The 24086-nt window shown below is 71.1% G+C and carries 24 protein-coding genes; 8 read left to right on the forward strand and 16 right to left on the reverse strand.

The features are described from left to right. The first annotated feature begins 66 nt into the window (after positions 1-66). Positions 67-750: a TetR/AcrR family transcriptional regulator gene (locus ACFQVD_RS18265; protein ID WP_343964023.1), complete on the forward strand. Its 684-nt coding sequence runs from the start codon at positions 67-69 to the stop codon at positions 748-750. A gap of 59 nt (positions 751-809) precedes the next feature. Here ACFQVD_RS18265 and ACFQVD_RS18270 read toward each other — a convergent pair whose 3' ends face one another. The 10 genes from ACFQVD_RS18270 to ACFQVD_RS18315 form a co-directional block, all read right to left on the reverse strand. Beyond that, on the reverse strand, positions 810-1385 hold the full coding sequence (locus ACFQVD_RS18270; protein ID WP_343964025.1) for a Uma2 family endonuclease: 576 nt from the start codon (positions 1383-1385) through the stop codon (positions 810-812). Next, complete coding sequence (locus ACFQVD_RS18275) at positions 1382-2092, reverse strand: adenosylcobinamide amidohydrolase (RefSeq protein WP_343964138.1); 711 nt, start codon at positions 2090-2092, stop codon at positions 1382-1384. Before ACFQVD_RS18275 ends, ACFQVD_RS18270 begins: the two co-directional genes overlap by 4 nt. Positions 2093-2193: 101 nt before the next feature. Continuing rightward, the gene (locus ACFQVD_RS18280; protein ID WP_343964027.1) at positions 2194-2967 is read right to left on the reverse strand and encodes an ABC transporter ATP-binding protein; all 774 of its coding nucleotides are present in this window, start codon (positions 2965-2967) and stop codon (positions 2194-2196) included. Positions 2968-3034: 67 nt separating this feature from the next. Further along, complete coding sequence (locus tag ACFQVD_RS18285; protein WP_343964140.1) at positions 3035-4036, reverse strand: FecCD family ABC transporter permease; 1002 nt, start codon at positions 4034-4036, stop codon at positions 3035-3037. Positions 4037-4108: 72 nt separating this feature from the next. Beyond that, positions 4109-5062, reverse strand: coding sequence for an ABC transporter substrate-binding protein (locus ACFQVD_RS18290; protein ID WP_343964029.1), 954 nt, complete (start codon positions 5060-5062; stop codon positions 4109-4111). A 424-nt stretch (positions 5063-5486) separates the two neighbouring features. Further along, positions 5487-6341, reverse strand: coding sequence for a Gfo/Idh/MocA family protein (locus tag ACFQVD_RS18295; RefSeq protein WP_343964031.1), 855 nt, complete (start codon positions 6339-6341; stop codon positions 5487-5489). Beyond that, positions 6338-7150 (reverse strand): SDR family NAD(P)-dependent oxidoreductase, encoded by an 813-nt coding sequence (locus tag ACFQVD_RS18300; RefSeq protein ID WP_364218735.1) that lies wholly within the window; start codon positions 7148-7150, stop codon positions 6338-6340. The genes ACFQVD_RS18295 and ACFQVD_RS18300 overlap by 4 nt, the downstream gene beginning before the upstream one ends. Further along, the gene (locus ACFQVD_RS18305) at positions 7144-8346 is read right to left on the reverse strand and encodes a cytochrome P450 (protein WP_343964035.1); all 1203 of its coding nucleotides are present in this window, start codon (positions 8344-8346) and stop codon (positions 7144-7146) included. The genes ACFQVD_RS18300 and ACFQVD_RS18305 overlap by 7 nt, the downstream gene beginning before the upstream one ends. Then, the gene (locus ACFQVD_RS18310) at positions 8333-9349 is read right to left on the reverse strand and encodes a phosphotriesterase family protein (RefSeq protein ID WP_343964037.1); all 1017 of its coding nucleotides are present in this window, start codon (positions 9347-9349) and stop codon (positions 8333-8335) included. The genes ACFQVD_RS18305 and ACFQVD_RS18310 overlap by 14 nt, the downstream gene beginning before the upstream one ends. A gap of 35 nt (positions 9350-9384) precedes the next feature. Further along, positions 9385-10164 (reverse strand): phytanoyl-CoA dioxygenase family protein, encoded by a 780-nt coding sequence (locus ACFQVD_RS18315; RefSeq protein WP_343964039.1) that lies wholly within the window; start codon positions 10162-10164, stop codon positions 9385-9387. A gap of 119 nt (positions 10165-10283) precedes the next feature. Here ACFQVD_RS18315 and ACFQVD_RS18320 point away from each other — a divergent pair, with 119 nt between their 5' ends. Next, on the forward strand, positions 10284-11198 hold the full coding sequence (locus ACFQVD_RS18320) for a TIGR03621 family F420-dependent LLM class oxidoreductase (protein ID WP_343964041.1): 915 nt from the start codon (positions 10284-10286) through the stop codon (positions 11196-11198). A 68-nt stretch (positions 11199-11266) separates the two neighbouring features. Beyond that, the gene (locus tag ACFQVD_RS18325) at positions 11267-11860 is read left to right on the forward strand and encodes a histidine phosphatase family protein (RefSeq protein WP_343964043.1); all 594 of its coding nucleotides are present in this window, start codon (positions 11267-11269) and stop codon (positions 11858-11860) included. Here the strand turns inward: ACFQVD_RS18325 and ACFQVD_RS18330 are convergent. The 5 genes from ACFQVD_RS18330 to ACFQVD_RS18350 all read right to left on the reverse strand — a co-directional run bounded on the left by ACFQVD_RS18330 (position 11857) and on the right by ACFQVD_RS18350 (position 16366). Then, positions 11857-12615, reverse strand: coding sequence for a hypothetical protein (locus ACFQVD_RS18330; protein WP_343964045.1), 759 nt, complete (start codon positions 12613-12615; stop codon positions 11857-11859). The genes ACFQVD_RS18325 and ACFQVD_RS18330 overlap by 4 nt on opposite strands. 140 nt (positions 12616-12755) lie before the next feature. Next, complete coding sequence (locus ACFQVD_RS18335; protein WP_343964047.1) at positions 12756-14267, reverse strand: amino acid adenylation domain-containing protein; 1512 nt, start codon at positions 14265-14267, stop codon at positions 12756-12758. Between the two features lie 620 nt (positions 14268-14887). Beyond that, positions 14888-15145, reverse strand: a complete 258-nt coding sequence (locus ACFQVD_RS18340) for a hypothetical protein (protein WP_343964049.1) — start codon at positions 15143-15145, stop codon at positions 14888-14890. A 123-nt stretch (positions 15146-15268) separates the two neighbouring features. Next, the gene (locus ACFQVD_RS18345) at positions 15269-15505 is read right to left on the reverse strand and encodes a DUF397 domain-containing protein (protein WP_030921376.1); all 237 of its coding nucleotides are present in this window, start codon (positions 15503-15505) and stop codon (positions 15269-15271) included. Continuing rightward, the gene (locus tag ACFQVD_RS18350) at positions 15506-16366 is read right to left on the reverse strand and encodes a helix-turn-helix domain-containing protein (RefSeq protein WP_386274348.1); all 861 of its coding nucleotides are present in this window, start codon (positions 16364-16366) and stop codon (positions 15506-15508) included. It abuts the gene before it with no gap. Between the two features lie 316 nt (positions 16367-16682). Between ACFQVD_RS18350 and ACFQVD_RS18355 the strand changes: the two genes are divergently transcribed. Together ACFQVD_RS18355 and ACFQVD_RS18360 are read left to right on the forward strand one after the other, a co-directional pair. Continuing rightward, the gene (locus ACFQVD_RS18355) at positions 16683-17114 is read left to right on the forward strand and encodes an ATP-binding protein (RefSeq protein ID WP_343964053.1); all 432 of its coding nucleotides are present in this window, start codon (positions 16683-16685) and stop codon (positions 17112-17114) included. Positions 17115-17384: 270 nt separating this feature from the next. Continuing rightward, positions 17385-19781, forward strand: a complete 2397-nt coding sequence (locus tag ACFQVD_RS18360) for a helicase-associated domain-containing protein (RefSeq protein WP_343964055.1) — start codon at positions 17385-17387, stop codon at positions 19779-19781. 105 nt (positions 19782-19886) lie between these two features. Here ACFQVD_RS18360 and ACFQVD_RS18365 read toward each other — a convergent pair whose 3' ends face one another. Then, the gene (locus ACFQVD_RS18365; RefSeq protein ID WP_343964057.1) at positions 19887-20873 is read right to left on the reverse strand and encodes an ABC transporter substrate-binding protein; all 987 of its coding nucleotides are present in this window, start codon (positions 20871-20873) and stop codon (positions 19887-19889) included. Positions 20874-20991: 118 nt separating this feature from the next. Here ACFQVD_RS18365 and ACFQVD_RS18370 point away from each other — a divergent pair, with 118 nt between their 5' ends. The 3 genes from ACFQVD_RS18370 to ACFQVD_RS18380 all read left to right on the forward strand — a co-directional run bounded on the left by ACFQVD_RS18370 (position 20992) and on the right by ACFQVD_RS18380 (position 24072). Continuing rightward, the gene (locus tag ACFQVD_RS18370) at positions 20992-22065 is read left to right on the forward strand and encodes a FecCD family ABC transporter permease (protein WP_343964059.1); all 1074 of its coding nucleotides are present in this window, start codon (positions 20992-20994) and stop codon (positions 22063-22065) included. Between the two features lie 148 nt (positions 22066-22213). After that, positions 22214-23281 carry a FecCD family ABC transporter permease gene (locus ACFQVD_RS18375; RefSeq protein ID WP_343964061.1) on the forward strand — a complete coding sequence of 356 codons (1068 nt, stop codon included), beginning with the start codon at positions 22214-22216 and terminating at the stop codon, positions 23279-23281. Continuing rightward, positions 23278-24072: an ABC transporter ATP-binding protein gene (locus tag ACFQVD_RS18380; protein ID WP_343964063.1), complete on the forward strand. Its 795-nt coding sequence runs from the start codon at positions 23278-23280 to the stop codon at positions 24070-24072. Before ACFQVD_RS18375 ends, ACFQVD_RS18380 begins: the two co-directional genes overlap by 4 nt. Positions 24073-24086: the final 14 nt, after the last annotated feature.

A 24086-nucleotide genomic window follows, 5' to 3' on the forward strand; every position in this document is an offset into this window, starting at 1 on the left:
TGATGGGACCGGGGCCGCTAAATTAGCTGTACGGTTTTCCGTACAGTGCACGGAAAGGGCGGCGCCATGCCGAGCGGGCAGTCCATCTGGTTCCGCGACGAGGGGCCCGCTCGCAAACCACGTCTGTCGCGCGAGCGGATCGTCAGGGCGGCTGTCGAACTGCTGGACGCCGAGGGCGCCGAGCGCTTCTCCATGCGCGCCCTCGCCGCCCGCCTGCGCGCGGGCACGATGTCGCTGTACGAGTACGTCACGAGCAAGGAGGACGTGCTGGACCTCGCTCTTGACGAGGTCTTCGGTGAGGTCGAGATGGCGGAGACCGACGCGTCATGGCGCACGATTCTGATCGGGCAACTCTCGCAGAGCCGCCAGGTCATGCACCGCCATCCGTGGATACCCGCCCTCGTCGCCACCCGCCCGCTGGCGGGGCCCAATGCCCTGGCCCGCTCCGAGTTCTTCTACTCGGCCCTCGCCCGCGCAGGTCTGCGCGGCCCGGCGCTGACCGCCGCCGTGGGAGCGCTGACGTCCTACGTCAACGGGTACGTCTCCTCGGAGAACATCTGGTGGTCCCGGATTCGCGCTCCCGCCGCCGACGCCGAGATCCGCGACCAGGTCCAGCGGCACCTGGATGAGCGCCTGGAGTCCTATCCGACGCTCGCCCGGCACGCCGAAGTCGGCAACGGTGACTTCGACGACCAGTTCGCGCTGGGCCTGGCCATCATCCTCGACGGCATCGAGGCCCGGCTCGCCTGACCGCCACCGGAGACAGCGCCTCCGGCCCAACCGGGCAAGGACTTCCGGGAACGGTACGACTATCCGCGTGGCCGGGTGAGCGCGGCGGGGTCGAAGGAGACCTCGAACGGCGCGAGCAGGTTCGCGACCTCGCCCGCCTCGTATCTTTCGGCGGGTTTGTAGTCGTCCCCGGCGAGTTCGTGGACGTGGACGGACGGGCCTTCGGACAACTCGATCCGCCAGTAGGCGGGAATGCCCGCAGCGGCGTAGGCGGCCCTCTTGAGGTGGCGGTCTCGTGCCTGGGTACTCGGGCCGACCAACTCGACGGCCAGGAGAATATCGCGCGGTGCGAACATCAGCTCCGTCTCGTCGACGGACTTGGCCGGCACCATGACGAGGTCGGGGATGAAGAAGTCCTGGCTGCTTGCCCGAAGACCGATCGTCGGCAGTGGCTCGAGCTCCGATGGCGCGGCGTCCTGGAGGATTCGCGCCAGACGGCTGAGCGCGTACTGGTGCCGGGGAGTGACCGGAGGACTCACCAGGAGGCTGCCGTCGAAGAGCTCGTAGCGGTTCCCGTCATCGGGGAAATCCAGCAGGTCGTCCACGGTGAACGGCGGTCTGCTCGGCAGGATCAGCGGTCCCGGTATCGCGTTCATCTCTCCAGTGTCGGGGGGCTCGCCGTCGCGCACACGGCACTTGCCGCACCTTCGTCACCTCGGGTAGTGAATACGTCGCGTTTCGCCCACCGTTGGGCGCCCTCTCGGACAGCGGTGTGGACGGCGCGGGCGACGCGGGCGCCCCAGGTGGAGCGGGGACCGCCGAAGAGTTCCTCCGGGCCGTGGTCGGGGACCGCCACGCAGACCGCGTCGGAGGCGGTCCCGGTACCGGGGAAACCGACCTCCAGCAGGGCCTGGGTCTTGGCCTCGGTCACCGTCATGACCGCGTTGACCAGGGCGGCGTCGCTCATCGCGACCGGTACGGCGACGACGATGTTGATCGTGCCCGGCAGGTACACGGGGGCCAGCTCGGGGTCCGGCACGCCTTCGGGCGCGGCGGCCCAGGTCGGGACGCGCAGGCCGACGGTCGCCATGACCTCCACCCCCCCGTCGTCGGCCCGGGTGAAGTGCTCGACCGAGGCGGCGGTGAGCATGCCGACCCCGGGGCCCGGCGGGGCGAGCTCCAGCAGGTGGTCCACCGGGTCCATCCGCGAGTATCCACCGACCACCTGCGCGTTGAGCGCCCAGGCGGCCGGGCCGATGCCGCCGCCGACCATGGCCGAGGAGATCGCCCGCCACCCGGGGCCGAACTCCCAGAGCAGCGAGGCCAGCCGGGCGCCGTCCTCCTCGCGGTGACTCAGCCTCAGCGAGACCTCGCGGACGTCCGGCCGGCTCTCGGGCCCGCTCAGCAGCCCTTCGGACGAACCTCGCGTACGCCCGGGAACGCCCGGACGGATCTCGGACCCGGTCAAGGACGCTCCAGATGGACCTCGGGCCTGCCACCGGGGCCGGTGGCGACGCGGACGCGGGCCTCGAAGTGCTCACCGATCAGCTCTCCGGTCAGTACTTCGGCCGGGGTGCCGGAGGCGGCCATCCGGCCGCCCGAGAGCAACATCATCGAGTCAGCGTACTGGCCGGCCAGGCTCAAATCATGCAATGTCGTGACAACAGTGAGTCCGTCGGCCAGCCGGAGCCGGTCCACGAGCTCCAGCACCTGCTGCTGATGTCCCAGGTCGAGGGCGGTGGTGGGCTCGTCGAGCAGGAGCACCGGGGCCTGCTGGGTCAGCGCCCTGGCGAGCACCACGCGCTGGCGCTCGCCTCCGGACAGACGGCCGAGCCGCCGGACGGCGAGGTGCGACAGGTCCAGCCGCTCCAGCACCGAAGCGGTCACCTCGCGGTCGCGGCGGCCCTCGCGGCCCAGGTAGGGGATGTACGGGGTACGCCCGAGCAGGGCGTAGTCGAACACCGTCATGTCGACCGGCAGCGCCGGGGACTGCGGGGCGTAGGCCAGCAGCCTGGCCCGGTCCCTGGGCCGCAGCCGTCTGACCGGCACGTCGTCGACGAGCACCTCGCCCGCACAGGGCAGCACCCCGGCCAGGGCGCGCAGCAGCGTGGACTTGCCCGCGCCGTTGGCGCCGATGACGGCCAGCCAGCCGCCGTCATCGACGTCGAGCCCGACGCCGGACAGCACGGTCCGCCGGTCCAGCACCACCGACAGGTCGCTCACCGCGAGACGACTCACCGGATCTCCCTTCCGCGCGGCGCACGGGCCACGGTCGCGTGCGCCCCGTACGGACGGACCTGGCCGCTCATGTCTCCACCCGGCGGGTCATGCGCAGTACGGCCACGAAGAACGGCGCGCCGAAGAAGGCGGTCACCACCCCGATGGGCAGCTCGGCGGGGGCGAGCACGGTCCTGGCGATGAGGTCGGCGAGGACCAGGAAGGCGGCCCCGCCGACCAGCGAGATCGGCAGCACGACCCGGTACGAGGAACCGGTCAGGCGGCGGACCACGTGCGGCACGACGATGCCGACGAAGCCGATCAGCCCGCTGACCGCCACGGCCGCCGCGGTGGCCAGGGAGGCCGCGAACAGCACGACGAGGCGGACCCTGGCGGCGTTCAGGCCGAGGGTGACCGCCTCGTCGTCACCGACCGAGAGCACGTCGAGCAGCCTGCCGTGCAGCAGCATGACCGTCACCGAGACGACCGCGTACGGGGCCACCAGTGTGACCTGCCCCCAGCCGCCGCCGACGTTGCCGAGGATCCAGGCGTAGATGCGCTGGAGCTCCTCCACCCTGAGCTGCTGCAGGAACGTCTGGACGGCGGTGAGGAAGGAGGTGACCGCCACACCCGCGAGGACCAGCGTGGCGGTGCCGCCGCCCCGGCCCGCCGCGTTGCCCAGCGCGTAGGCGAGCAGGACGCCGCCGACGGCGCCGACGAAGGCCGCGGCGGGAATGCCGATCGCCTCGCCGTCGCCCTTGCTGAGAACGATCGCCGCCGTGGTCGCCAGACCGGCGCCCGCGGCGGCTCCCAGCAGGTAGGGGTCGGCCAGCGGGTTACGGAAGACCCCCTGGTAGCCGGCTCCCGCGACGGCCAGCAGACCGCCGACGATCGCGGCGAGCAGGACCCTGGGCAGCCGTATCTCGGCCAGGAGGCTCAGTTCGACCGGGGCCAGCCCGGAGTCGGCCGAGACGAACGGCAACCAGTCGAGCAGCTGGATCAGCACGCTGCGCGGCGCGATGTCCGCGGCACCGACCAGTAGCCCGGCGAGCATGCTCGCCAGCAGCAGGGCCACGGCCACGGCCGTCACCGCCGGGCTGAGCCGGGCCGCCTGCCCGGCCGTGCCGCCGGGGACGCCGGAGGAGCGGGGGAGATCTGTCAACTAGCTGGCCGCGGCCTTCTGAACGGCCTCGCCGACCTGCTGGGCGAGGTCCACGACGCGCGGTCCCCAGCGGGAGGCGATGTCGTCGTCGAGAAGGATGACCCGGTCGTTCTTGATGGCCGACAGCTTGGACCAGCCCGGACGCTTGGCGAGGGTGTCCTTCGACTGGCCGCAGCACTTGGTGTCGGCCAGAAAGATCAGGTCGGGGTCGGCCTGCGCGACGAACTCGGCGGAGAGCTTGGGGTAGCCGCCCGCCGCGTCGGGGGCCTTGTCGGCGATGTTGGTCAGGCCGAACAGCCCGTAGATCTGGCCGATGAAGGTGGCGGAGGTCGCCGCGTAGGGGGTGACGTCCAGCTCGTGGTAGTAGGTGAGCTTCGCGTTCTTCGGCGCGGCGGCGGCGAGCTCGTCGATCTGCTTCTTCATCCGCTCGGCGAGTTCGGTGGCCCGCTCGCCGTTGCCGGTGGCGGCGCCGAGGTCGGTGATCTGGTCGTAGGCCTCGTCGAGCTTGGTGGCGGCGGGCTCCAGCAGCACCGGGACGCCGACCTTGCCCAGCGCGGCGACGATGCCGTCGATGTCGTTGGAGAGCACGACCAGGTCGGGCTTCTGGGCGATGATCGCCTCGACGTTCGGCTTGAAACCGGACAGGTCGCTCTTCGGCGCCTCGGCGGGGTGGTTGGACTGGTCGTCCACCGCGACGACCTGTGCTCCGGCGCCGATCGCGAACAGGCTCTCGGTGGCGGCGGTCGACAGCGAGACGATCCGCTCGGGCCTGCTCTCGATGGTGACGGAGCCGTTGCCCGCCTCGACGGTGACCGGGAAGCCCGCCGCCGAGGGAGTCGCGGCGGCACTTGCGGAGGTGGTGGAAGGCGGGGTCGCGGGGGATGTCTGACCGCATCCGGCGAGGGTCAGCGTGGCGAGCAGGGCGCCGGCGAGGGCGCTGCGTACGGGCCTCAAGGGAGGTCCTTTCAGTTACCGGAACCGAGGGACCCAGACAAGGACGGGTCACCCTTTTCCACGAGGGTCGGCGTCGACGACGCGGCGGAGGCGACCTGGCTCGACCCACGAGGGGCCATGACAGTTGCGGGACAGCGCCGGACTCACACCGGACTTCGCTCACACCACGCGTTGGACGAACGCTATCAACTCCCCCGAACAGCCTCTATGCCGAGGCTTCGGACAGACCGCTCTGTGGCTCCTCGGGTAGGCCGCGCCAAGGACCGCTCTCCAGGCACAACGCCACCGGCGAGCCGTCCCGCGACAGGCCGCGCTCCGGCGGGACCGCCCGTCAGACCTCCGGCCCGCTCTTCGAAAGAGCCGCTCTCCGTCCCCCTGACAGGCCGCGCCCGTCCGGCGGGCCGTCGTTCGGCGGGGGCGCCTCTCAGCCGAGCTGCTCCTCGGCGGCGGCGATGATCTCCTGCAGGCGCAGGCCGTGCGCGGCGTCCAGGGGGTGGCCGCCACCGCGCCGCACGGTCCGCTCGAACTCCATGAGCATCAGGGAGAAGACGTCGGAGCCCAGCCGGGTGTCGTCCATGCTCTCCCGGCCGAGGCGGCCGTAGATCTCGACGTCGGAGGGCGGGCTCTCGCCCGGCACGCTCATGCACAGCGACGCCTCGCTGACCGCGCCGGTCTCGTGCTCCAGCAGCAGGCCGACCCAGCCCAGCGGGTTGCCGTGGGCGCGGACCCCGACGACCCTGCCGAGCGCGGCGTCCAACATGTCGATCATGTGCGGGCCGACGTCGAGGATCGCGCCGCGCTCCAACCGCCAGGAGGTGGCGAAGTCCCCGCCGAGCATCGCCCCCGAGATGTTGGCCGCCCGGCCGCCGAACGGCTCGATGGCCGTGACCCTGGCCAGGAAGGCCCGGGTGGCGGGCGAGTAACGCCAGGTGAGGACCATCTGTGAGGCCACGCCCGCCTCGGCGACCGCCTCGGCCAGCCGCCGCGCGCCGTCCAGGTCGGCGGCGAGCGGTTTCTCCAGCAGCAGTGCCTTGCCCGCCTTGGCGGCGAGCACACCGAGCTCCGCCTGGACGGCGGGCGGCACCGAGAACGCGACCGCCTCGCAGTTGTCGAAGAGTTCCTCGATCCGCTCGAAGACGGGAGCGCCGAATCTGGCCGCTGCCTCGGGGCGACGAGCCCACACGCCCGCCAGACGTGTGTTCGGACCAGCCGCCAGCATCGGCGCGTGCACCATCTCGGCCCACGGTCCGGCACCTACCAGACCCACAGATAACGTCACGGATCCAGTTTCGCACGCTCCCAGGCCCTGATCGCGTGCTCCGGACGGTGCGCCGTCGTCCCGCTGTCGACCACGATCGTCTGGCCGGTCACGCACCGCGCCTCGTCCGAGGCGAGGAACGCGACCAGCGCCGCCACGTCGTCCGGCTCCGCCGCCCAGGGCAGCAGACGTTCGGCGGCCTTCTCCGCCAGCCGCCGCGGGGACATCGCCCCGCGCGCCGCGTCGGTCATGACGAGGCCGGGGGCGACCGCGTTGCAGCGGATGCCGCGCGAGCCGTACATGGTGGCGACGTAGCGGGTGAATCCGGTCAGGGCCGCCTTGGACGTCCCGTAGGCCGCGTGGTCGGCGTCGCCCACCAGCCCGGACACCGACGAGGTCAGCACGATCGCGCCGCCGTCGCGCATCGCGGGGACCGCGTGCTTGACCATGAGCATCGCCCCTCGCAGGTTGACGGCCATGGTGCGGTCCCAGATCCCGACGTCCAGGTCGAGCAGGTCCTGGTCGCGACCGTAGACGTCGCGGTCCAGGCAGGCGGCGTTGGAGTGCAGCACGTCCAGCCCGCCGAACGAGCCGGTCAGCTGCGCCACGGCCGCCTTCACCTCCGCCTCGTTCGACACGTCGCAGTGGAGCGCGCACGCCGTACCGCCGCGGGCCCTGATCGCCGAGGCCACCGAGCGCGCGCCCGCGGCCCACAGGTCGGCGACCCCGACGCAGGCGCCCTCGGCGGCCAGCCGGCGCGCGGTCGCCGCGCCGATTCCCGAGGCGGCACCGGTGACCAGCGCCACCCGGCCGTCGAAGCGCGTCACCATTCCACGTTCAGCGCGGTCAGACCCCGCCCGACCAGCGACGTGCGGTAGGTGACGGGCGGTCCGCCCGATGCCAGGCGGAGCCCCGGGAGACGGCGGCCCAGCACCTCCAGCGCGGTACGGAGCTGCAGGCGGCCGAGCGCGGCTCCCACGCAGAAATGGATGCCGTAGCCGAGCGTCATGTGCGCGTCGGCGTTGCCGCGGTCGATCCGGAACTCGTCCGGCTCGTCGAAGACGCGCTCGTCGTGGGCCGCGGAGTCGGTGGAGAGCAGGCAGAGCGAGCCCTTCGGGATGGTCACGCCGTGCATCTCCACATCGACGGCGGCATACCGGAAGGAGCCGAGGCTGGCGCCGTCGATGCGCATGCACTCCTCCACCGCGTTCTGCACCAGCGCGGGCGGCACCGGCCAGATCCCCTCGCGCAGCAGCCTGAACACGCTGTTGCCGAGCTGGTTGGGTACCGTGTCGTTGCCGCCGAGCAGGATCGTGGAGATCAGTTCGACGACCTCGCGGTGCGACAGCTCGGTGCCGATCAGCGAGGTCATCAGCGAGACGAAGTCGTCGCGCGGCTCTGCGGCGCGGGAGGCGACCAGCTTGTCGACGTAGTCGAGGTAGGTCAGGAAGCTCTCCGCCAGCACCAGCTGGCGCTCGGGCGGCTGCGGCGACAGGAAGAGCTGGAACCAGTCCTTCACGTGCTCCTTGACGAAGGCCTCGTCCTCCTCGGGGACGCCGATGAAGCGGGCGGTGAGCTTGATCGAGGGCACGTGCGCGATCTCCGCGCCCAGGTCTCCCCCGCCGCTCGGGATCACCCGGTCGAGCACCTCCTCGTTCAGGTCGCGGAAGCGCTGTTCCATCGCGGCGACGGCGCGCGGGGTGAAGGCGCGCGAGACCGAGCGGCGCAGCCGGGTGTGGGTGGGCGGGTCGACGTTGGCCACGAAGCTGGACAGGAACGAGCCGTGCTCGCCCAGCGTCCGCCTGGTCTCGCCGGCGAGGCTGCGGGAGATCGTCAGCGAGCCCTCGGAGGAGAAGCGCCCGGGGTCGCCGTAGGCGGCGCGCACGTCCTCATGCCGGCTGATGACGTAGGCGCCCAGGTGCTCGCTGTGGAACACCGGGCGCTCGTCGCGGAGCCTGCGCAGGAAGTCGTAGGGCGCGGCGACGTGCCAGGCCGCGCTGACGTCGAAGTCCTCAGCGGTGATCATGACCTGCCTCTCGGTACGGCTCGCGCCGGGCGAGGATCTGGCGGGGGTTGGCGATGAGCATCAGGTCGATCTGCTCGGAGGTGACGCCCCGCCTGCGGAGCTCGGGCAGTACGTCCCTGGAGATGTGGAGCAGGTGGTAGTTGGGGTGGCGTCGCCGTACGACGTCGGCGTCGAAGCGGTCGTTGAAGCAGTAGGAGTCGTGGGAGAGGACCATCCGGTCCGCGTGGCCGCGCGCGGCGAGTTCGGCGACGATCGCCACCCGGTTCTCGAACGAGCTGATCGTCTCGATGCCGAACCTGTCCATGCCCAGGTAGGAGCCGTTCGCGATGAGTTCTTCCAGGTAGGTGACGTCCGTCGCGTCTCCGGCATGCCCGATGACGACCCTGGAGAGGTCCACGCCCAGCCGGGCCAGCAGCTTCTGCTGCTCCAGGCCGCCGCCCGAGGCACTGTGCGAGTGGGTGGAGATCGGCACCCCGGTCTCCAGGTGCGCCTCGGCGACCGCGCGGAAGACCCGCTCGCAGTTGGCGGTCATGCCGAGGTGGTCGGTGGCGCACTTGAGGACGCCGGCCTTCACCCCGGTACGGCCGATCCCCTCGGTGATGTCCCTGACGAAGAACTCGGCCAGCCGGTCGGCGCCGCCGAACAGCGAACCCGGCCCGCGGTTGCCGAAGTAGGGCGGCAGCGCGTCGTAGGTGTAGAGGCCGGTGGCGACCACGATGTTGACCTCGGTCAGCTCGGCCACCCGCTGCACCGCGGGCACGTAGCGGCCCAGGCCGACCACGGTCAGGTCGACCACCGTGTCGATGCCGTGCCGTTTCAGGTCGTTCAGCTTGGCCGCGGCCTCGTGGGCGCGCGCTTCGAGGTCCCAGCCCTCGGGAATGTCCGGCCAGTTCCACAGGATCTCCGGGCTGAGCCCGAAGATGTGCTCGTGCATGAGCGTCGCGCCCGGATCCCCGATGGGGCCGGTGATCGTCTCGACGCTCGGGACGGGGCTGTCACTCATGTCCGCTCACCACTCCTCGCTCTTCGCCGCCCCGTTCACGCGTGCGCGACGACCGGGAACCTCGGGTGTTCGAACGGCTGGTTGACGACCAGCCCCAGGCCGTCGGTCTGCCCGTACGGCGTGCCGGTGTAGAGCGCGTCCGCGTCGAAGTAGGTGACCGTGAACGACAGCCTGGCACTGTCCCTGCGGTTGGCGGCCGCCCCGTGGACGGTCAGTGCGTGGTGCACGGTCGCGTCTCCGGCCGCGAGGTCCAGCGGCGGGGAGGTCTCCAGCTCCTTCAGCCACGGATGCTGGCTGAACTGGTCGTCGCCGTCCCTGGCGAAGGAGCGGCCCAGCAGGCCGTACCGGTGGGAACCGGACAGGAACCGGAGTGAGCCCATGTCGGCGGGCACGTCCACCAGGGCCAGCCAGACGGTGAGCATGGCCGAGCGGTCCATCGGCATCCACGGGAAGTCCTGGTGGAACTCGGTGGCGCCGTGCCCGCCGTCCGGCTCCTTGATCAGCAGGTTGGTCACCTGGATCCGTACCCCGGCCACCCCGTGCAGCAGCCGGGTGGCGGCGCGGCCGAGGGCCGGGGCGAAGGCCAGGTCCCGGAAGTGCTCGTCGGTCTCGGCGATGTCCCTGGACTGGCCGAACGCCTGGTCGACCTTGGAGGCGACCACCCGCGAGCGCTCGGCGAGGTGTTCCCGGGCACGGTCGCGGAGCAGGGCCACGTAGCCGCCTTCGACCAGGCGCGGCAGCCTTACCCAGCCGTTGTCCGCGAAGAAGGCGACCTCGTCGTCGGTCACCTCGCGGACCAGGTTGTCGTCAGCCATTGGCTCAGTGTCGAACCTCCCGCCCGCTAAAGCAAGCGCTTGGTAACAACAGTCGCCTTTCCGTGCCCGGGCGGCACCTCTATGCTTAGCAAGCGCTTGGTTGAACAGAGGGGATGCCGATGGATCGCCCGTTCCGGTTCGCCGCCGTGATCCGCGAGGCCACCTCGGCCAGGGCCTGGGCCGAGGCGGCACGCCGCCTTGAGGGCTCGGGCTTCGACGTGCTGCTCGTCCCCGACCATCTGGTCGGCCCCCGCTTCGCGCCGGTCGCGGCGATGACCGCGGCGGCGTGCGCCACCAGCCGTCTGCGGGTCGGCACACTGGTGTTCGCCAACGACTTCCGCCACCCCGCGGTGCTCGCCAAGGAGGCCGCCACCGTCGACCTGCTCTCCGAGGGCCGTCTGGAGCTGGGCCTCGGCACCGGCTGGATGGCCGCCGACTACGCCGGCGCCGGGCTGGCGTTCGAGCCGCCGGGGGTCAGGGTGGACCGGCTGGCCGAGGCGATCACCGTGCTCAAGGGCCTGTGGGCGGACGGCCCCTTCACCTTCCACGGCAGGCACTACCGGATCACCGCCCTGGACCAGACCCCCAAGCCCCTGAGCCGCCCCCACCCTCGGCTGCTGCTCGGCGGCGGTGGCCCGCGCATGCTCGGGCTGGCCGCCCGCGAGGCCGACGTGATCAACCTCGGCATGCGGGTACGCGCCGACGGGACCGGCCCCGACGGCGCGGACGGCGGTCTGGACGCCTTCCTCGCCAAGATCGACGTGGTACGGCGGGCCGCGGCCGGCCGCTACGACCGGATCGAGCTCGGCACCAGCGTGCAGCAGCTCGGCGTCCGCAAGCGGGACGAGCCGTGGAGCGCCGCCGACTCCTCCCGGCAGGACGAGACGCCGCAGGTACTGCTCGGTACCCGCCAGGACGTCGTCGACAAGCTCCGCCACTGGCGCGACACCCACGACCTGTCCTATTTCGTGCTCCACCACGAGCGCGACCTGGACGCCTTCATCCCGGTCGCCGAGGAGCTCGCGGGCCGCTGACCCGTGGCGCCTCGCCGCCCGCGCCCCGGGGCGTGGGCGACGAGGCGCCGGCGGCATGATTGGGCATCATGGACCAGATGATTCTGTTGCGGCACGGCGAGACCGAGTGGAGCCGGAACGGCCGGCACACCGGGCGCACCGATCTACGGCTGACCACCGGAGGCGAGGAGCAGGCACGGGCACTGGCCCCGCTGATCTCGGACCGGACGTTCGGCCTCGTCCTGGTCAGTCCGGCTCGGCGCGCGCGGGACACCGCCGAGCTCGCCGGGATCAAGGACTACGAGACGGATCCCGACCTGTGGGAATGGGACTACGGCGGCTACGAGGGCATCACCACCCTGAAGATCCGCGAGAGGCGCCCCGGCTGGCACCTGTGGCGCGACGGCGTCGTCCCCGGCGACGCCGAGCACCCCGGCGAGAGCGCGGAGCAGGTCGGTGCCCGCGCCGACCGGGTGATCGCCCGCGCCCTGGCCGCGGACGGCGACGTGGTCCTGGTCGCCCACGGGCACTACCTGCGGGTGCTGTGCGCCCGCTGGCTCGGCCTGCCACCGACCGACGGCCGCCTGTTCCGCCTGGACACCGGCACCTACTCCCGGCTCGGCTTCGAGCGCGACGAGCCGGTCGTCCTCACCTGGAACGCCCCGGTCCTCCCCACCGCCTAGATCGGGGAGAGCCGGGAGCCGGGGAAGGGCGCCAGCAGGGTCTCCCGCCACGGGCCCGCCAGGAACTCCCTGGCCCGCCTGCTCCAGTCGAGCAGCCGGCCGTCCGGCTCCACCTCGTCGTCCAGGCCGAGCGCCGCGTCCCTGGACCGCTGAAGCGCCAGGTGGTCGTCCAGCGTCATGCCCCAGACGGTGACGACCTCGGTGTCGCAGAACAGGACCTCGTACAGGCCGATCGGGCGGTGGCCGTGGTCGGCGAGGACGGGCGCGCGCTCCTCGCGGACGGCGTCGAGGTAGTCCAGCGCGGCCCCGGGCCGCACCTGGGCGCTCTCGAACAGGTAGAACGGGGCCGCGTAGCCCTCGGCGGTGATGTCGGCGAGGGCCGGACTGCCGCGCACCGCGCCCAGCGGCCGGGAGAAGGCGGAAAAACGCAGGTCGTCGATGTCGGAGAGGAAGAGCCTGCCGTCGACGCCGTCGTAGATGTTCATCATCTGCCGCCAGCCGCCGTCCCAGCCGCCGTGGCAGTCCCAGAGCGTGACCGCCTTGAACTGGGGGTGGCCGGTGATGCCGACGGCGTAGAAGGCGCCCACCAGGTCGATGTCCCTGGATCTGATCGACAGCCCCCGGGTCAGTTCCGGGGTGTCGAGGGCCTCGTCCTCCTTCTTGTAGCGGGTGAGCCAGGTGAGGTACTCCAGCGGCCTGCGGGAGTTCATCGGCCGGAAGTCGACCTCTTCGATCAGGTAGATGCCTCGCCGCATGGTAAGCGCCTCCTCGACCCAAGCGATTGCTTGGTGGAACCCTAGTCGAGGAGGATCATGCCGTACAGCGTGGAGATCCGGTTTGGACGGCGAGGTCGTCCCGGCCACCCGCGGGCACTTCCTGCGGAACCCGCCGCGCCTCAGCGACGTCGCGTCCGCTGGACGGCGTGATGGGCGGCGAGTCCCGCCCTGTCGAGCTTGCCGTTACCGGTCAGGGGGAACGAGTCGAGCAGCTTCACCCTGTGCGGCACCATGTGACGTGGAAGCGACAGTCTCGCGTACCCCTTCACATCGGCCTCCGTGACCGCCCCCGGCGACGCGGAGTCGACGTAGGCCACCATCTGGGGCTCCCCGATGGGGGTTTTCTCCACCACGCACGCGACGCCTCTCACCCCGGCCATCCCGCTGAGCACCGACTCGATCTCACCGAGCTCGATCCGGAACCCCCTGAGTTTGACCTGCGTGTCCCTGCGGCCGATGTAGTAGAGGTTTCCCTCCCCGTCACGCGTTCCCCAGTCGCCGCTGCGGTAGTGGCGCGATCCGGCCGGGCCGGTGACGAAACGGCTCGCGGTGAGATCCGCGCGTCCCAGGTAGCCGTGGGCGACCCCGCCCCCGGAGACCCAGATCTCCCCTGGCTCGCCGACGCCGACCTCCGCTCCGGTGGAATCCCGCAGGCTGACCGAGAGATGGCTCAGGGGCCGCCCGATGGGCGTGGCGGACTCCGGCGCTCGGGCGAGCAGCTCGGGGGAGAGAAGGCAGTGCGTCACATGAACGGTGGTCTCGGTGATCCCGTACATGTTCACCATCCGGGCCCCGCCGAGGCCGGCGCTCCACCACAGTTCCAGGTCCGGCGGGCACACCGCCTCACCACCGAAGACCACGTATCTGAGTGCGGGCAGGCGGGTGCCCGAACGTGCCAGCTCCCTGACCAGGTAGCCGAACACCGACGGCACCTGGTTGAGGACGGTGACACGTTCGGAGAGCAGGGTGGAGATCATCGCCTGGGGGTCCACGACGACCTCCGCGGCGGGAACCAGCAGGCGGGCACCGTGCAGCAGCGCGCCCCACATCTCCCACACGCTGAAGTCGAAGCTCAGTGAGTGGAACAGGACCCAGACGTCGTCCACGTCGAAGGAGAAGACCTCACCGGCGGCGTCCATCAGGCCGAGCACGTTGGAGTGGGAGACGACACAGCCCTTGGGAGCGCCGGTGGACCCGGAGGTGTAGATGACGTAGGCGGTGTCCGGAGGGACCTCCAGGGCCCCCGCCGACGCCCGCTCCACGATCCAGAGGGGGCCGATCTCGGCGAGCACGGACTCGCCGGCCACCGGCAGGTCCGTGACGATGAGACGCACACCGGCGTCGGCCAGTATCTGGTCCTGGCGTCTCTCCGGGTACGCGGGGTCGATCGGGACGTAGGCGCGGTCGGCCATCATGATCCCCAGCGGCACCGCGACGGCGTGATGGCTCCGAGCGACCCTCGCCGCGACGAGCCGATCCCCCGCGAGCCTGCGCAGCTCTCCCGCGACCCGCAGAGCCAGGGCTTCCAGTTCCCCGTACGTGAGCTCGCCGCCGGTTCCCCGCACCGCCAGGCGCGAGGGGTGCGCTCCGGCCACGGCCTGGAAACGGGTATGCAGCCGATCTTCTGGCATCCCCGCACCTCCTTGGTGATCGTTGTGTGTTTCGAACCGCATGTCAGCGGGTCTCCCGGCGGGACGGGGGCGCGGCTCGCCCTCCGTCGCGTCGAACCGGGAGGCCCGTTCGGCGAAGCCGGGTGCGGCCACGGCCTCGCGCACCGGCTCCCATGCGGAGGCGACAGAGGATCCGAGCGCTCTCACCGTCATTTCGGGAAGCAGCGATCACGCTAGTGGGAGGTCCTGCGAAAACCTTGAAACATGCTTGGGTTTGGCTTGGAGCCCCAGGAGGGGTGTGCCGCCCAAGACGCCACGGCGACAGAAGGCACCGGAAACAGCGGTCATGCCGGGTGAGCGCCCAGGCCGCACCCGTACGGGAAAGTCGGCGACTCAGCGGCCCCACATCCGCCGCCTGCGGAGACGCACCCTCCGGGCGGGCCCTGCCGCCGGAGTCCGGCCGGCAGGAGACGCAAGACGGAGGACGCGGGTGGAGACGATCTCCTGCCGCGGACGCGCAAAGCCTCACCAGGTGGCGGATTCGCCGGTGAGACGACGGGCCATGAGATCGTTCACGGCCAGGTGGATCATGGCTTCGGACCGGTCGGGGAAAGGGGCCTCGCGTGGTGCGGAGATCCCGTTCAGGCGGCCGCGGCGGCGGGCTGCGGGCCCCGGCCGGTCAGCCATTCGAGCACCTTGCGATGGCCGTGGCAGGCGTCCTCGAAGTGACCCCAGCGCCAGTAACGTGGCTGGTCGCGCACTCCGGTGACCCATGTGCGGTAGGACACCGGAGTGGGCGCACCCTCCCCCGTCACCGCCGAGGCAACGCCGTAAGTGCGGATCACGACGCGCCCGCCTGGCGCGAACAGCACGTCGTCGGCCACCGGGTACAAGGTCATCTGGTCGAGCACGGCTTGAGCCCCCAATCGCTGTGATCTCAAACTCTTCCGTGCCGTTCCACTCTCCCGGTTACACCACCGGCGCGGCTCGGTTAACCCGGCGGCTCTGAGGTAAAAACGGTGTTACACCGTTAAACCGTCGAACTCCCCATCCTTCACCCCGAGCACCAGGGCACGAATCTCGTCCCTGGTGTAGATCAGGGCAGGCCCCTCGGGAAAACGCGAGTTTCGGACCGCGATGCTGCCATCCGAAAGTTCGGCAAGCTCGACGCAGTTACCCGTCGAGTTGCTGTAGCGGCTCTTGCGCCAGCTGGCCCCGGCAAGGTCAGTGGCCGGCATGCCGTTGTAGGTCTGCTCCATTTACATCTCTCTGAGAAGGTCGCCGAGGATCTCGGCGGTGCCCCCGGGCGTGGTGCTTTCCACGCACAACTGCTCCATGGCCGTGAGGTATGGATCGATGTCCTCACGTTTGTCCAGGTAGAGGGCACCCCAGAGCTGCTCGACGTAGACGACGTCCGACAGGTCGGACTCGGGAAACCGCAAGATGCTGAACGCGCCACCCTCAGCCGCGTGCATGCCGAATCGGAAAGGCATCACCTGAAGGGTGATGTTGGGAAGCGTGGACACTTCCAGCAGGTGCTGGATCTGCTCACGCATCGTCTCCTTACCTCCGATGGGACGCCTCAGGGCCGCCTCGTCGATGACCGCCCACAACCGGGGGCCGTCCTTCTTCGTTAAGCGATCCTGCCGCTGCATGCGCATATGCACACGACGCTCGATCTCCGCCTCCGGCACGTCCGGGTAGCCCAACCGGATCACGGTGCGCGCGTAGGCGGATGTCTGCAGCAGGCCGGGAATGAACTGCACCTCGTAGGTGCGGATCATGTTCGCCGCCTCCTCCAGCCCCACGTAGGTGGTGAACCAGTTCGGCAACAGGTCGCCGTACTTGTGCCACCAGCCGGGGGTGTTCGCCTCGCGGACCATCTCCAGCAGGCCGCGCCGTTCTGCGTCGTCGAGTACGCCGTACAGGGTGAGCAGGTCTTCCACGTCACGCGTCTTGAAGCCGACGCGGCCGAGTTCCATACGGCTGATCTTGGACTCTGAGGCACGGATGTGGAATCCCGCTGCCTCACGGGCGAGCCCCTTCTCCTCACGCAGCCGGCGCAGACTCGCGCCGAGCATGATGCGCCGGACAGTGGAACCGGTACCGGGCGGATCCATGGACACGTGATGCTCCTCGCTCGCTTTCCTGATCGACAGTCTGTCACTTCGCGGCCGAAGAGTCCCTGGCCACGATCAAGATCCCCTTTCGTCCAAAATTACCCAATCACCGGTAACGGTAGCGGTTGCACACACCTTATGCACGTGCATTCGCTCTTGCACCTGCACGGGAGTTTGCACCATGATTGCGACTGTGCAGTCCGCCCAAACCGCGCCCCCCCGAACGTCAACGTCATGGACGGCGCTCGACTGGTGGCCCCCCGCAGGCTGGTGGCCCGACTCCGCGCGTGATCTTCTCTCCGGATCCCCCGCAGCCATGGCCAGCGCCACCTTCGTGCTCCCGCCACACGCCGAGTCCGTCCACTCCGCCCGCAGCTTCGCGACGGGCACCCTCACCGGCTGGGACCTCGGCGAGCTGGGCGAGAACATGGAGCTGGTCGTCTCGGAACTGGCGACCAACGCCCTCAGACACGGCCTCCGGCTCGCCGAGTCACGCGCCAGGGAGCCGATCCGGCTCTCGCTGATCCGACGGGGCAATCTGGTCACCTGCACGCTCAACGACCCGGGAGCCGGCTTCCCCGCGCTCCGCGATCCTTCGCCGCTCGACATCGGCGGCCTCGGGCTGCACATCGTCGAGTCACTGAGCCTCCGCTGGGGCTGGGCACCGCTGGCCCCGTACGGCAAGATTGTCTGGGCCGTCCTGCGGACCGCCCTTCGCGAGGATCCCGCCCCCCTCGACCGCCCGTAGACCCACGAACGCCCGCCACGCCCCGCTCCTTCACCACCTCCACCGACCTCTTCCGGACGGCGCCGCCTCTTCCCCTCAAGGGCGCCAATCGGTCCCGGGGCCGCCACTCCTCCCTCCCGGCGGCCCCGGGACCGGTTAGAACCGGATGGGGACCTCATATAACGCGTCGCATTCTGCGCGGTAGACGCCGTCAGAGATGCCCTCTGCATTACCGTGGATGTTTATGGCTCACGGAGAGTCCCCGCGCGAGATTCCTGAGAGAGCTGCGAGATGGACGATCACCTGCTCGGCTGGTTGAAAACCCTCGACGAAGAACGGCTCGCCCGAGTTCTGGCCAACCGGCCGGACGCCATCGCCCCGCCGTGGCCGCGCCGCCTGGACACCCTGGCGCAGCGGCTGGGCAACGGGTTCGCGGTGATGGAGGTCATGCGCGGCCTGCCGCTGCCCTCCCTGGAGGTGGCGCAGGCCGCGCTGACCCTCGGCGAGCAGGCCGGGTCCAAGGCGGTGGCCCGTTTCATGGGCGTGTCCGAGGCCGAGGTGGCGCCCTGGCTCGACCTGCTGTTCGACCACGCCCTGGCGTGGCCGGACGCCGAGGGCCGTATCCGGGTGGCCGAGGGACTCGCCCGCTGGTGGACCGCCCCCTGCGGGCTCGGTGAGCCGCTCCCCAACTACCTGAACTCCTGGACGGTCAGCGCGGACGCGCTGCGCGAGCTGGCCAGGACCCTGGGCCTGCCGCACGGCCCGAAGCGGCGTACGGTCGCCAGGGTCACCGAGATCCTCTCCGACCCGCACCGGGTGACCGCACTGCTGGAGAAGGCTCCCGAGGGTGCGAGGCGGCTGCTTGAGGAGTTCGCCTGGGACGGTCCTGTCCGCGACGTGGACGGCGGCGAGTTCGTGGTGCCGGGGTCTCCCGAGAAGTGGGCCACCGACCACGGGCTGCTCTTCCGCCCCAGCTGGAATGTGGCCGAGATGCCCCGTGAGGTGGCGCTCGCGCTGCGCGGCCCCGACTACCACCCGCCCTTCACCCCCGTCCCGCCCGACCTGGCCACGCTCCCCGTAGACCCCGAGGCCGTCGACCACCTGATGACCCTGGCCGCGCCACACGTGGTGGAACGCTGCGCCGCCATGCTGGAGAACACCGCGAAGTTCCCGCTGCCGCTGCTCAAGGCGGGCGGGGTGGGGGTGCGCGAGGTCCGGCGGGTGGCCAAGGACACCGGCTGCGACGAGGACGAGACCCGTCTGCTGCTGGAGGTCTGCGCGGTGGCCCGGCTGCTGGCCTGGGACGACTCCGCCGGCGGGCTGGTGCCCACCGAGAAGTTCGACCGCTGGCGGCTGGACGACGCGGCCGCCAGGCTCAGGGTGCTGCTGTCGGCGTGGTGGCGGATGGAGCGCTCGTCGCTCCGGAAGGTCGACGGCAAGTACGGCACGGTGCTCGGCGACGATCCCGCCGGGGCCATGGTCGCCCGCGCCCGGCGGGCGGTGCTCGGCGTGCTGGCCCGCCTGCCCGCCAGCACCGCGTGCGTCGACCTGGCCGGGCTGGTCGAGTCCGCGTACTGGCACGCCCCGCTGCTGGACCGGTCGCTGCTGGCCGAATGCGCTCCCGCCGTGCTGGAGGAGGCCCGGATGCTCGGGCTGGTCGCCCTCGACACGATCACCGACCTCGGCCGCGCGATGGCCGGGCTGGACGCCTTCCCCGGCGACGAGATCGACGACTCCGCACCCCTGGTGGAGAACGACCCCGTGCTGGTCGAGTGCTCCACCAGGGCGCTGGCCAGCGTGCGACGGAGCGCGCTCTTCGGCGCCGACCTCACCGCGGTGGTGACCGGCCCGCCCGCCGGCGAGCTCGCCGAACTGCTCGACCGGGCCGCCGAGCGCGAGTCGCGCGGCGCGGCCTCGGTCTGGCGGTTCACCCCGGCCAGCGTGCGCCGGGCCATGGACGCCGGCTACACCGCCGAGGGTCTGCTGACGGACCTCGCCGAGGTGGGCAGGGTGCCGCAGCCCCTCGAGTACCTGATTCACGACGTGGCCAGGCGGCACGGCGAGGTCACGGTGACCACCGTCGCCTGCATCGTGCAGGCCTCCGACCCGGTGCTGCTGGCCGAGATCGCCGGGCATCGGCGGCTGGGCAGGCTGGGCCTGCGGCTGCTCGCCCCGACCGTGCTGGCCAGCGCGATGCCCGCCGACAGGACCCTGGCGGCGCTGCGGGAGAACGGCTACGCGCCGGTGCCCATCGAGGACACCGGGGAGATCACCATCCGCAGGGCCCGCGTCGAGGAACCGCGGAACGGGCGGCTGATCCTGCTGCCCGGAGGCAGAGTGGCCGAGTTCGAACAGCCCCCGTACCCACTGGTGGAGCCGCCGCCGGACCCCCGCGAGCACGCCCAGCGCCTGCTCGTCGCCGAGGGCCAGGCCGCCCAGTCCGGCGGCAGGACGTGGGCGGTCATCGGCCGCATGGCCTCCCGCCTGCCGACCGCCCAGCAGTCGCTGCTCGGCTTCGTCGTCGATCGGGGCGTGCGGGCGGCGATCACGCTGACCGACGGCCTGACCGCCACCATCAGCCACGGCGAGCTGCGCAGCGGCGTGCTCGACGCGTGGTGCGAGGAGGCGGGCGACTACCTGGAGTTCCCGCTGGCCGACATCATCGAGGTCCGCGGCGCTTACACCTGATCCCGCCCGCCGGCCGCTTCGCGGAGCCGAGCGCGTGGGCCGGTGCCTCCCAGATCCGCGACCGGACCCACGGCCGCGGTCCGGCTGACCTTCCCGGCCACCGGGCTAGAGCTTCTTGGCCTTGACCAGGTCGGCCAGGAGCTTCTCCAGCACGTCGGCGTAGCCCTGGTAGCTGTAGCGCTCCTCGGCGTGCCAGGCGTAGACCTGCCCGGCCTTGACCGCGGGCAACTTGGCGAAGGTCGGCTTCTTCATCATCTCGTCGACCCGCATCGACTGGGTGCGGGCGTCCACCAGGATCACGTCCGCCTCGTAGGTGTCGGCGTTCTCCCAGCTCAGCGTCTCCCAGAAGCCCGCCTCGTCGACCTTGTCCGGCACCACGACGTCCAGGCCCAGCTCCTTGAAGTAGCGCACGTCCGCGTGGTCGTCGGGATTGACCACCCACATCATCTCCGGGCCACCCGACATGATCAGGATCTTCAGGTTCTTGGTCTCGGGGGTGACGAGCGCCTTGGCCGCGGCGTCGAACCTCGCCTTGGCCGCGGTCACCTCGGGGGCGTTGAGGTCCGCGCCGAGGGCGGCGGCCACCTCGCCGTACTTCCCGATGATCTCGGGCAGCGACTTGCCGACCAGGCGGACGCCGAGGGTGGGCGCCACCTGCTCGATGGTCGAGGTGGACTTCTCCGGCACGTACCAGAGGGTGTCTCCGGTGTACATGCCGCTGACCAGCAGGTCCGGCTGGAGCGAGATGTACTTCTCGACGTTGAACTCGTCCCACACGTTGCCGATGGACTCGACCTTGGTGATGTCGACGTTGCCGACCTGGGGGTCCCTGGTCCCGTCCTTGAGCCTGTGCGGGCCGAAGACAGCGACCGGGCGGACCCCGAAGTCCCAGAGCGCGGCGGCGGCGCCGACCTGGGCGACGACGCGGGCGGGGCGCTCGGGCCGCTCGATCTTCTTTCCGCGGTCGTCGGTGAAGGTCCACGGACCCGCCGCCGACGAGGAGGCAGCCGGAGAGCCACTGGCCGCGGGAGCCGTCTCGGTGCCGCTCCCGCAGGCGGCCAGGGCGAACACGAGGCCGAGGCCGACAGCCATGAATCCCCGCCGCGGAAGGACAGGTAGGGACATTTCGCTCTCCAAAAGATAGGCTTACCTAAATGGCTATTTCATTAGATTAGCCTTACCTTAGCTATACCGACAGGGAGGGGGACCGGTGAGCAGGGCCGGTGTGGCCACGGCCGCGTCCAGGACGGCCGGGGAACCGGACGGCACGTCGCCGCCGGCGAAACGGCGTGCGGCCACGCTGGCGGCCGGGCTGCCGGCCGCGCTGGCCGTACTGGTGCTGCTGGCGCTGGTCAGCGTCGCGGTGGGATCTCGCTCGGTCCCACTGTCCACGGTGCTGGACGCGTTGCTCGCCCCCGACGGGTCCACCGACCACACGGTCATCAGGGACCTGCGCGTGCCACGGACACTGATCGGCATCGGCGTGGGCGCGGCACTCGGCCTGGCCGGCGCGCTGATGCAGAGCCTCACCCGTAACCCGCTCGCCGATCCAGGTCTGCTGGGCGTCAACCAGGGCGCGGCACTCGGCGTGACGGTCGCCATCGGGCTGCTGGGCCTGAGCGACCCCTCCGTCTACGTCTGGTTCGCGTTCGCCGGCGCGGCCGCCGCAGCGGTGCTGGCCTACGCGCTCGGCTCCGCCGGACGCTCGGGCGGCGGCCCGGTACGGCTCACGCTCGCCGGTGTCGCGCTGGGCATGGTGTTCAACGCCGCGGCCTCGGCGATCCTGCGGGCCGACACCGCGACCTTCGACCGGATGCGGTTCTGGCTCACCGGTTCGCTGGCCGGGATCAGCGCCGACGTGGCGATCCGGCTCGCCCCGTTCCTCGTGGCCGGCCTGGTGCTCGGACTGCTGCTGGCCAGGCCGCTCAACACCATGGCACTGGGCGACGAGGCGGGACGCGCGCTGGGCGTGAACATGGCCCGCACCCGCGGGCTGACCGCGCTCGCGGTCACCCTGCTGTGCGGGGCCGCCACCGCCGCCGCCGGGCCGCTGTGGTTCGTGGGCCTGGCCGTGCCGCACGCGGTACGCGCCTTCACCGGCCCCGACCAGCGCTGGGTCCTGCCGTACACCGTCGTGCTCGCCCCCGTGGTGCTGCTCGGCTCCGACATCCTCGGCCGGGTGGTCGCCGCCCCCGCCGAGGTGCAGGTGGGCGTCATGTGCGCGTTCGTCGGCGCCCCGGTTTTCATCCTGCTCGCCCGCCGCCGGAGGCTCGCCGCCCTATGAAGGAAACCCTCCCGGTACGGGCCTCAGAGGCCCACCGCACAGACCCACATATGAAGGAAACCCTCCCGGTACGGGCCTCAGAGGCCCACCGCACAGACCCACATATGAAGCCGGCACGGGCCTCAGAGGCCCACCGCACGGATCTCTCGTGATCGCCCCACCGCCGGCCCCCGCCAGGAAGAGCGGCCGTCCCACCGGGCCCCCGCTGAACGCCCTGCGCGTGCGTTCCTGGTCGCTGCGGCTCTCCCCGCGCGGCCTCGTCACCGGCACCGCCATCGCCGTACTCGGCCTGGTCGTCAGCCTGGTCGCGCTGTCCGTCGGCGAGTTCACGGTCCCCATCGGCGACATCGTGGCCGCGCTGTTCGGTGAGGGCCCCCCGGTCGCCGAGCTCATCGTGAACCGCCTGCGGGCACCGCGGATCGTGACCGGCCTGCTGGTCGGTGCCGCGTTCGGGCTGAGCGGGGCGATCTTCCAGAGCCTCACCCGCAACCCGCTCGGCAGCCCCGACTTCGTCGGCCTCACCTCGGGGGCGGCTACCGGGGGCATCGCCGCCGTGGTGCTGGGCGGCAGCGCCTGGCACATCGCGGGCGCCTCGCTCGCCGGGTGCGTCGCCGGCGCGCTGGCCGTGTACGCCCTGGCCTTCCAGCGCGGGATACAGGGCTACCGGCTGATCCTGGTCGGCATCGGGGTCAACGCACTGCTGATCTCCGCCGACTGGTACATGCTGACCCGCGCCGACATCGGCGACGCGGCCACCGCCGGGGCGTGGATCACCGGCAGCCTCGGCGGGCGCGGCTGGGAGCACGCGATCCCGGTCGCGTGCGCGATGGCCGTGCTCCTGCCCGCCTGCGCCTGGCTGTCGCGCCCGCTGCGGATGATGGAGATGGGCGACGACTCGGCCAGGGCCATGGGCATCCGCGTCGAGCCGGTGCGCGCGGCGGCGATCGCCGTCGGCGTGCTGCTGTGCGGTGTCGCCACCGCCGCCACCGGACCTGTGATCTTCGTGGCGATGGCCGCTCCCCAGCTGGCCCGGCGGATCAGTCGGTCCCCCGGCGTCACCCTGGTCACCTCGGCGCTGACCGGCGCCACCCTGCTGGTCGGCGCCGACCTGGCCGCGCAGCGCCTCTTCGCGCCGGTCCAGCTGCCGGTGGGAATCATGACCGCCGCGATCGGCGGCGTATACCTGGTGTTTCTCCTGCGGAGGGAACGACGTTGAGACTGTACGGCACCGGCCTGACCCTCTCCTACGACAAGCGTGTGGTGGCCAGGGACCTGGACGTCACGATCCCCGACGGGTCGTTCACAGTGATCATCGGCCCCAACGCGTGCGGCAAGTCCACGATGCTGCGCGCCCTGGCCCGGATGCTCAAGCCCCGCGCGGGAGCGGTCCACCTGGACGGATCCGTGATCACCTCGCTGCCCTCCAAGGAGGTGGCGCGCAGGCTGGGCCTGCTGCCGCAGAGCTCGATCGTGCCCGACGGCATCACGGTCGCCGACCTGGTGGGCCGGGGCCGCTACCCGCACCAGCGGATGATGCGCCAGTGGTCCCGCGAGGACGAGGCCGCGGTGGCGGCGGCCATGGAGTCCACCGACGTGACCGAGCTGGCCGACCGCTGCGTGGACGAGCTCTCCGGCGGCCAGCGCCAGCGCGTCTGGCTGGCCATGGCGCTGGCCCAGGAGACCCCGATCCTGCTGCTCGACGAGCCGACCACCTTCCTGGACATCGCCCACCAGATCGAGGTGCTCGACCTCTGCGCCGACCTGCACGAGCAGGGCAGGACCCTGGTCGCCGTGCTGCACGACCTGAACCAGGCCTGCCGCTACGCCACCCATCTGATCGTGATGCGTGACGGCCGGATCGTCGCCGAGGGCGACCCCTCCACGATCGTCACGGCCGACCTGGTACGGGAGGTCTTCGAGCTACGCTGCGAGATCATCGAGGACCCGCAGAGCGGCACCCCGCTGATCGTCCCCGAGACCCGCCGCCGCGCTCCCGTCAGGACGTAGACGCGGGTCCCCGA

Origin of the sequence: Streptosporangium amethystogenes subsp. fukuiense (assembly GCF_042665875.1) — a bacterium.
Lineage (GTDB): Bacteria > Actinomycetota > Actinomycetes > Streptosporangiales > Streptosporangiaceae > Streptosporangium > Streptosporangium fukuiense.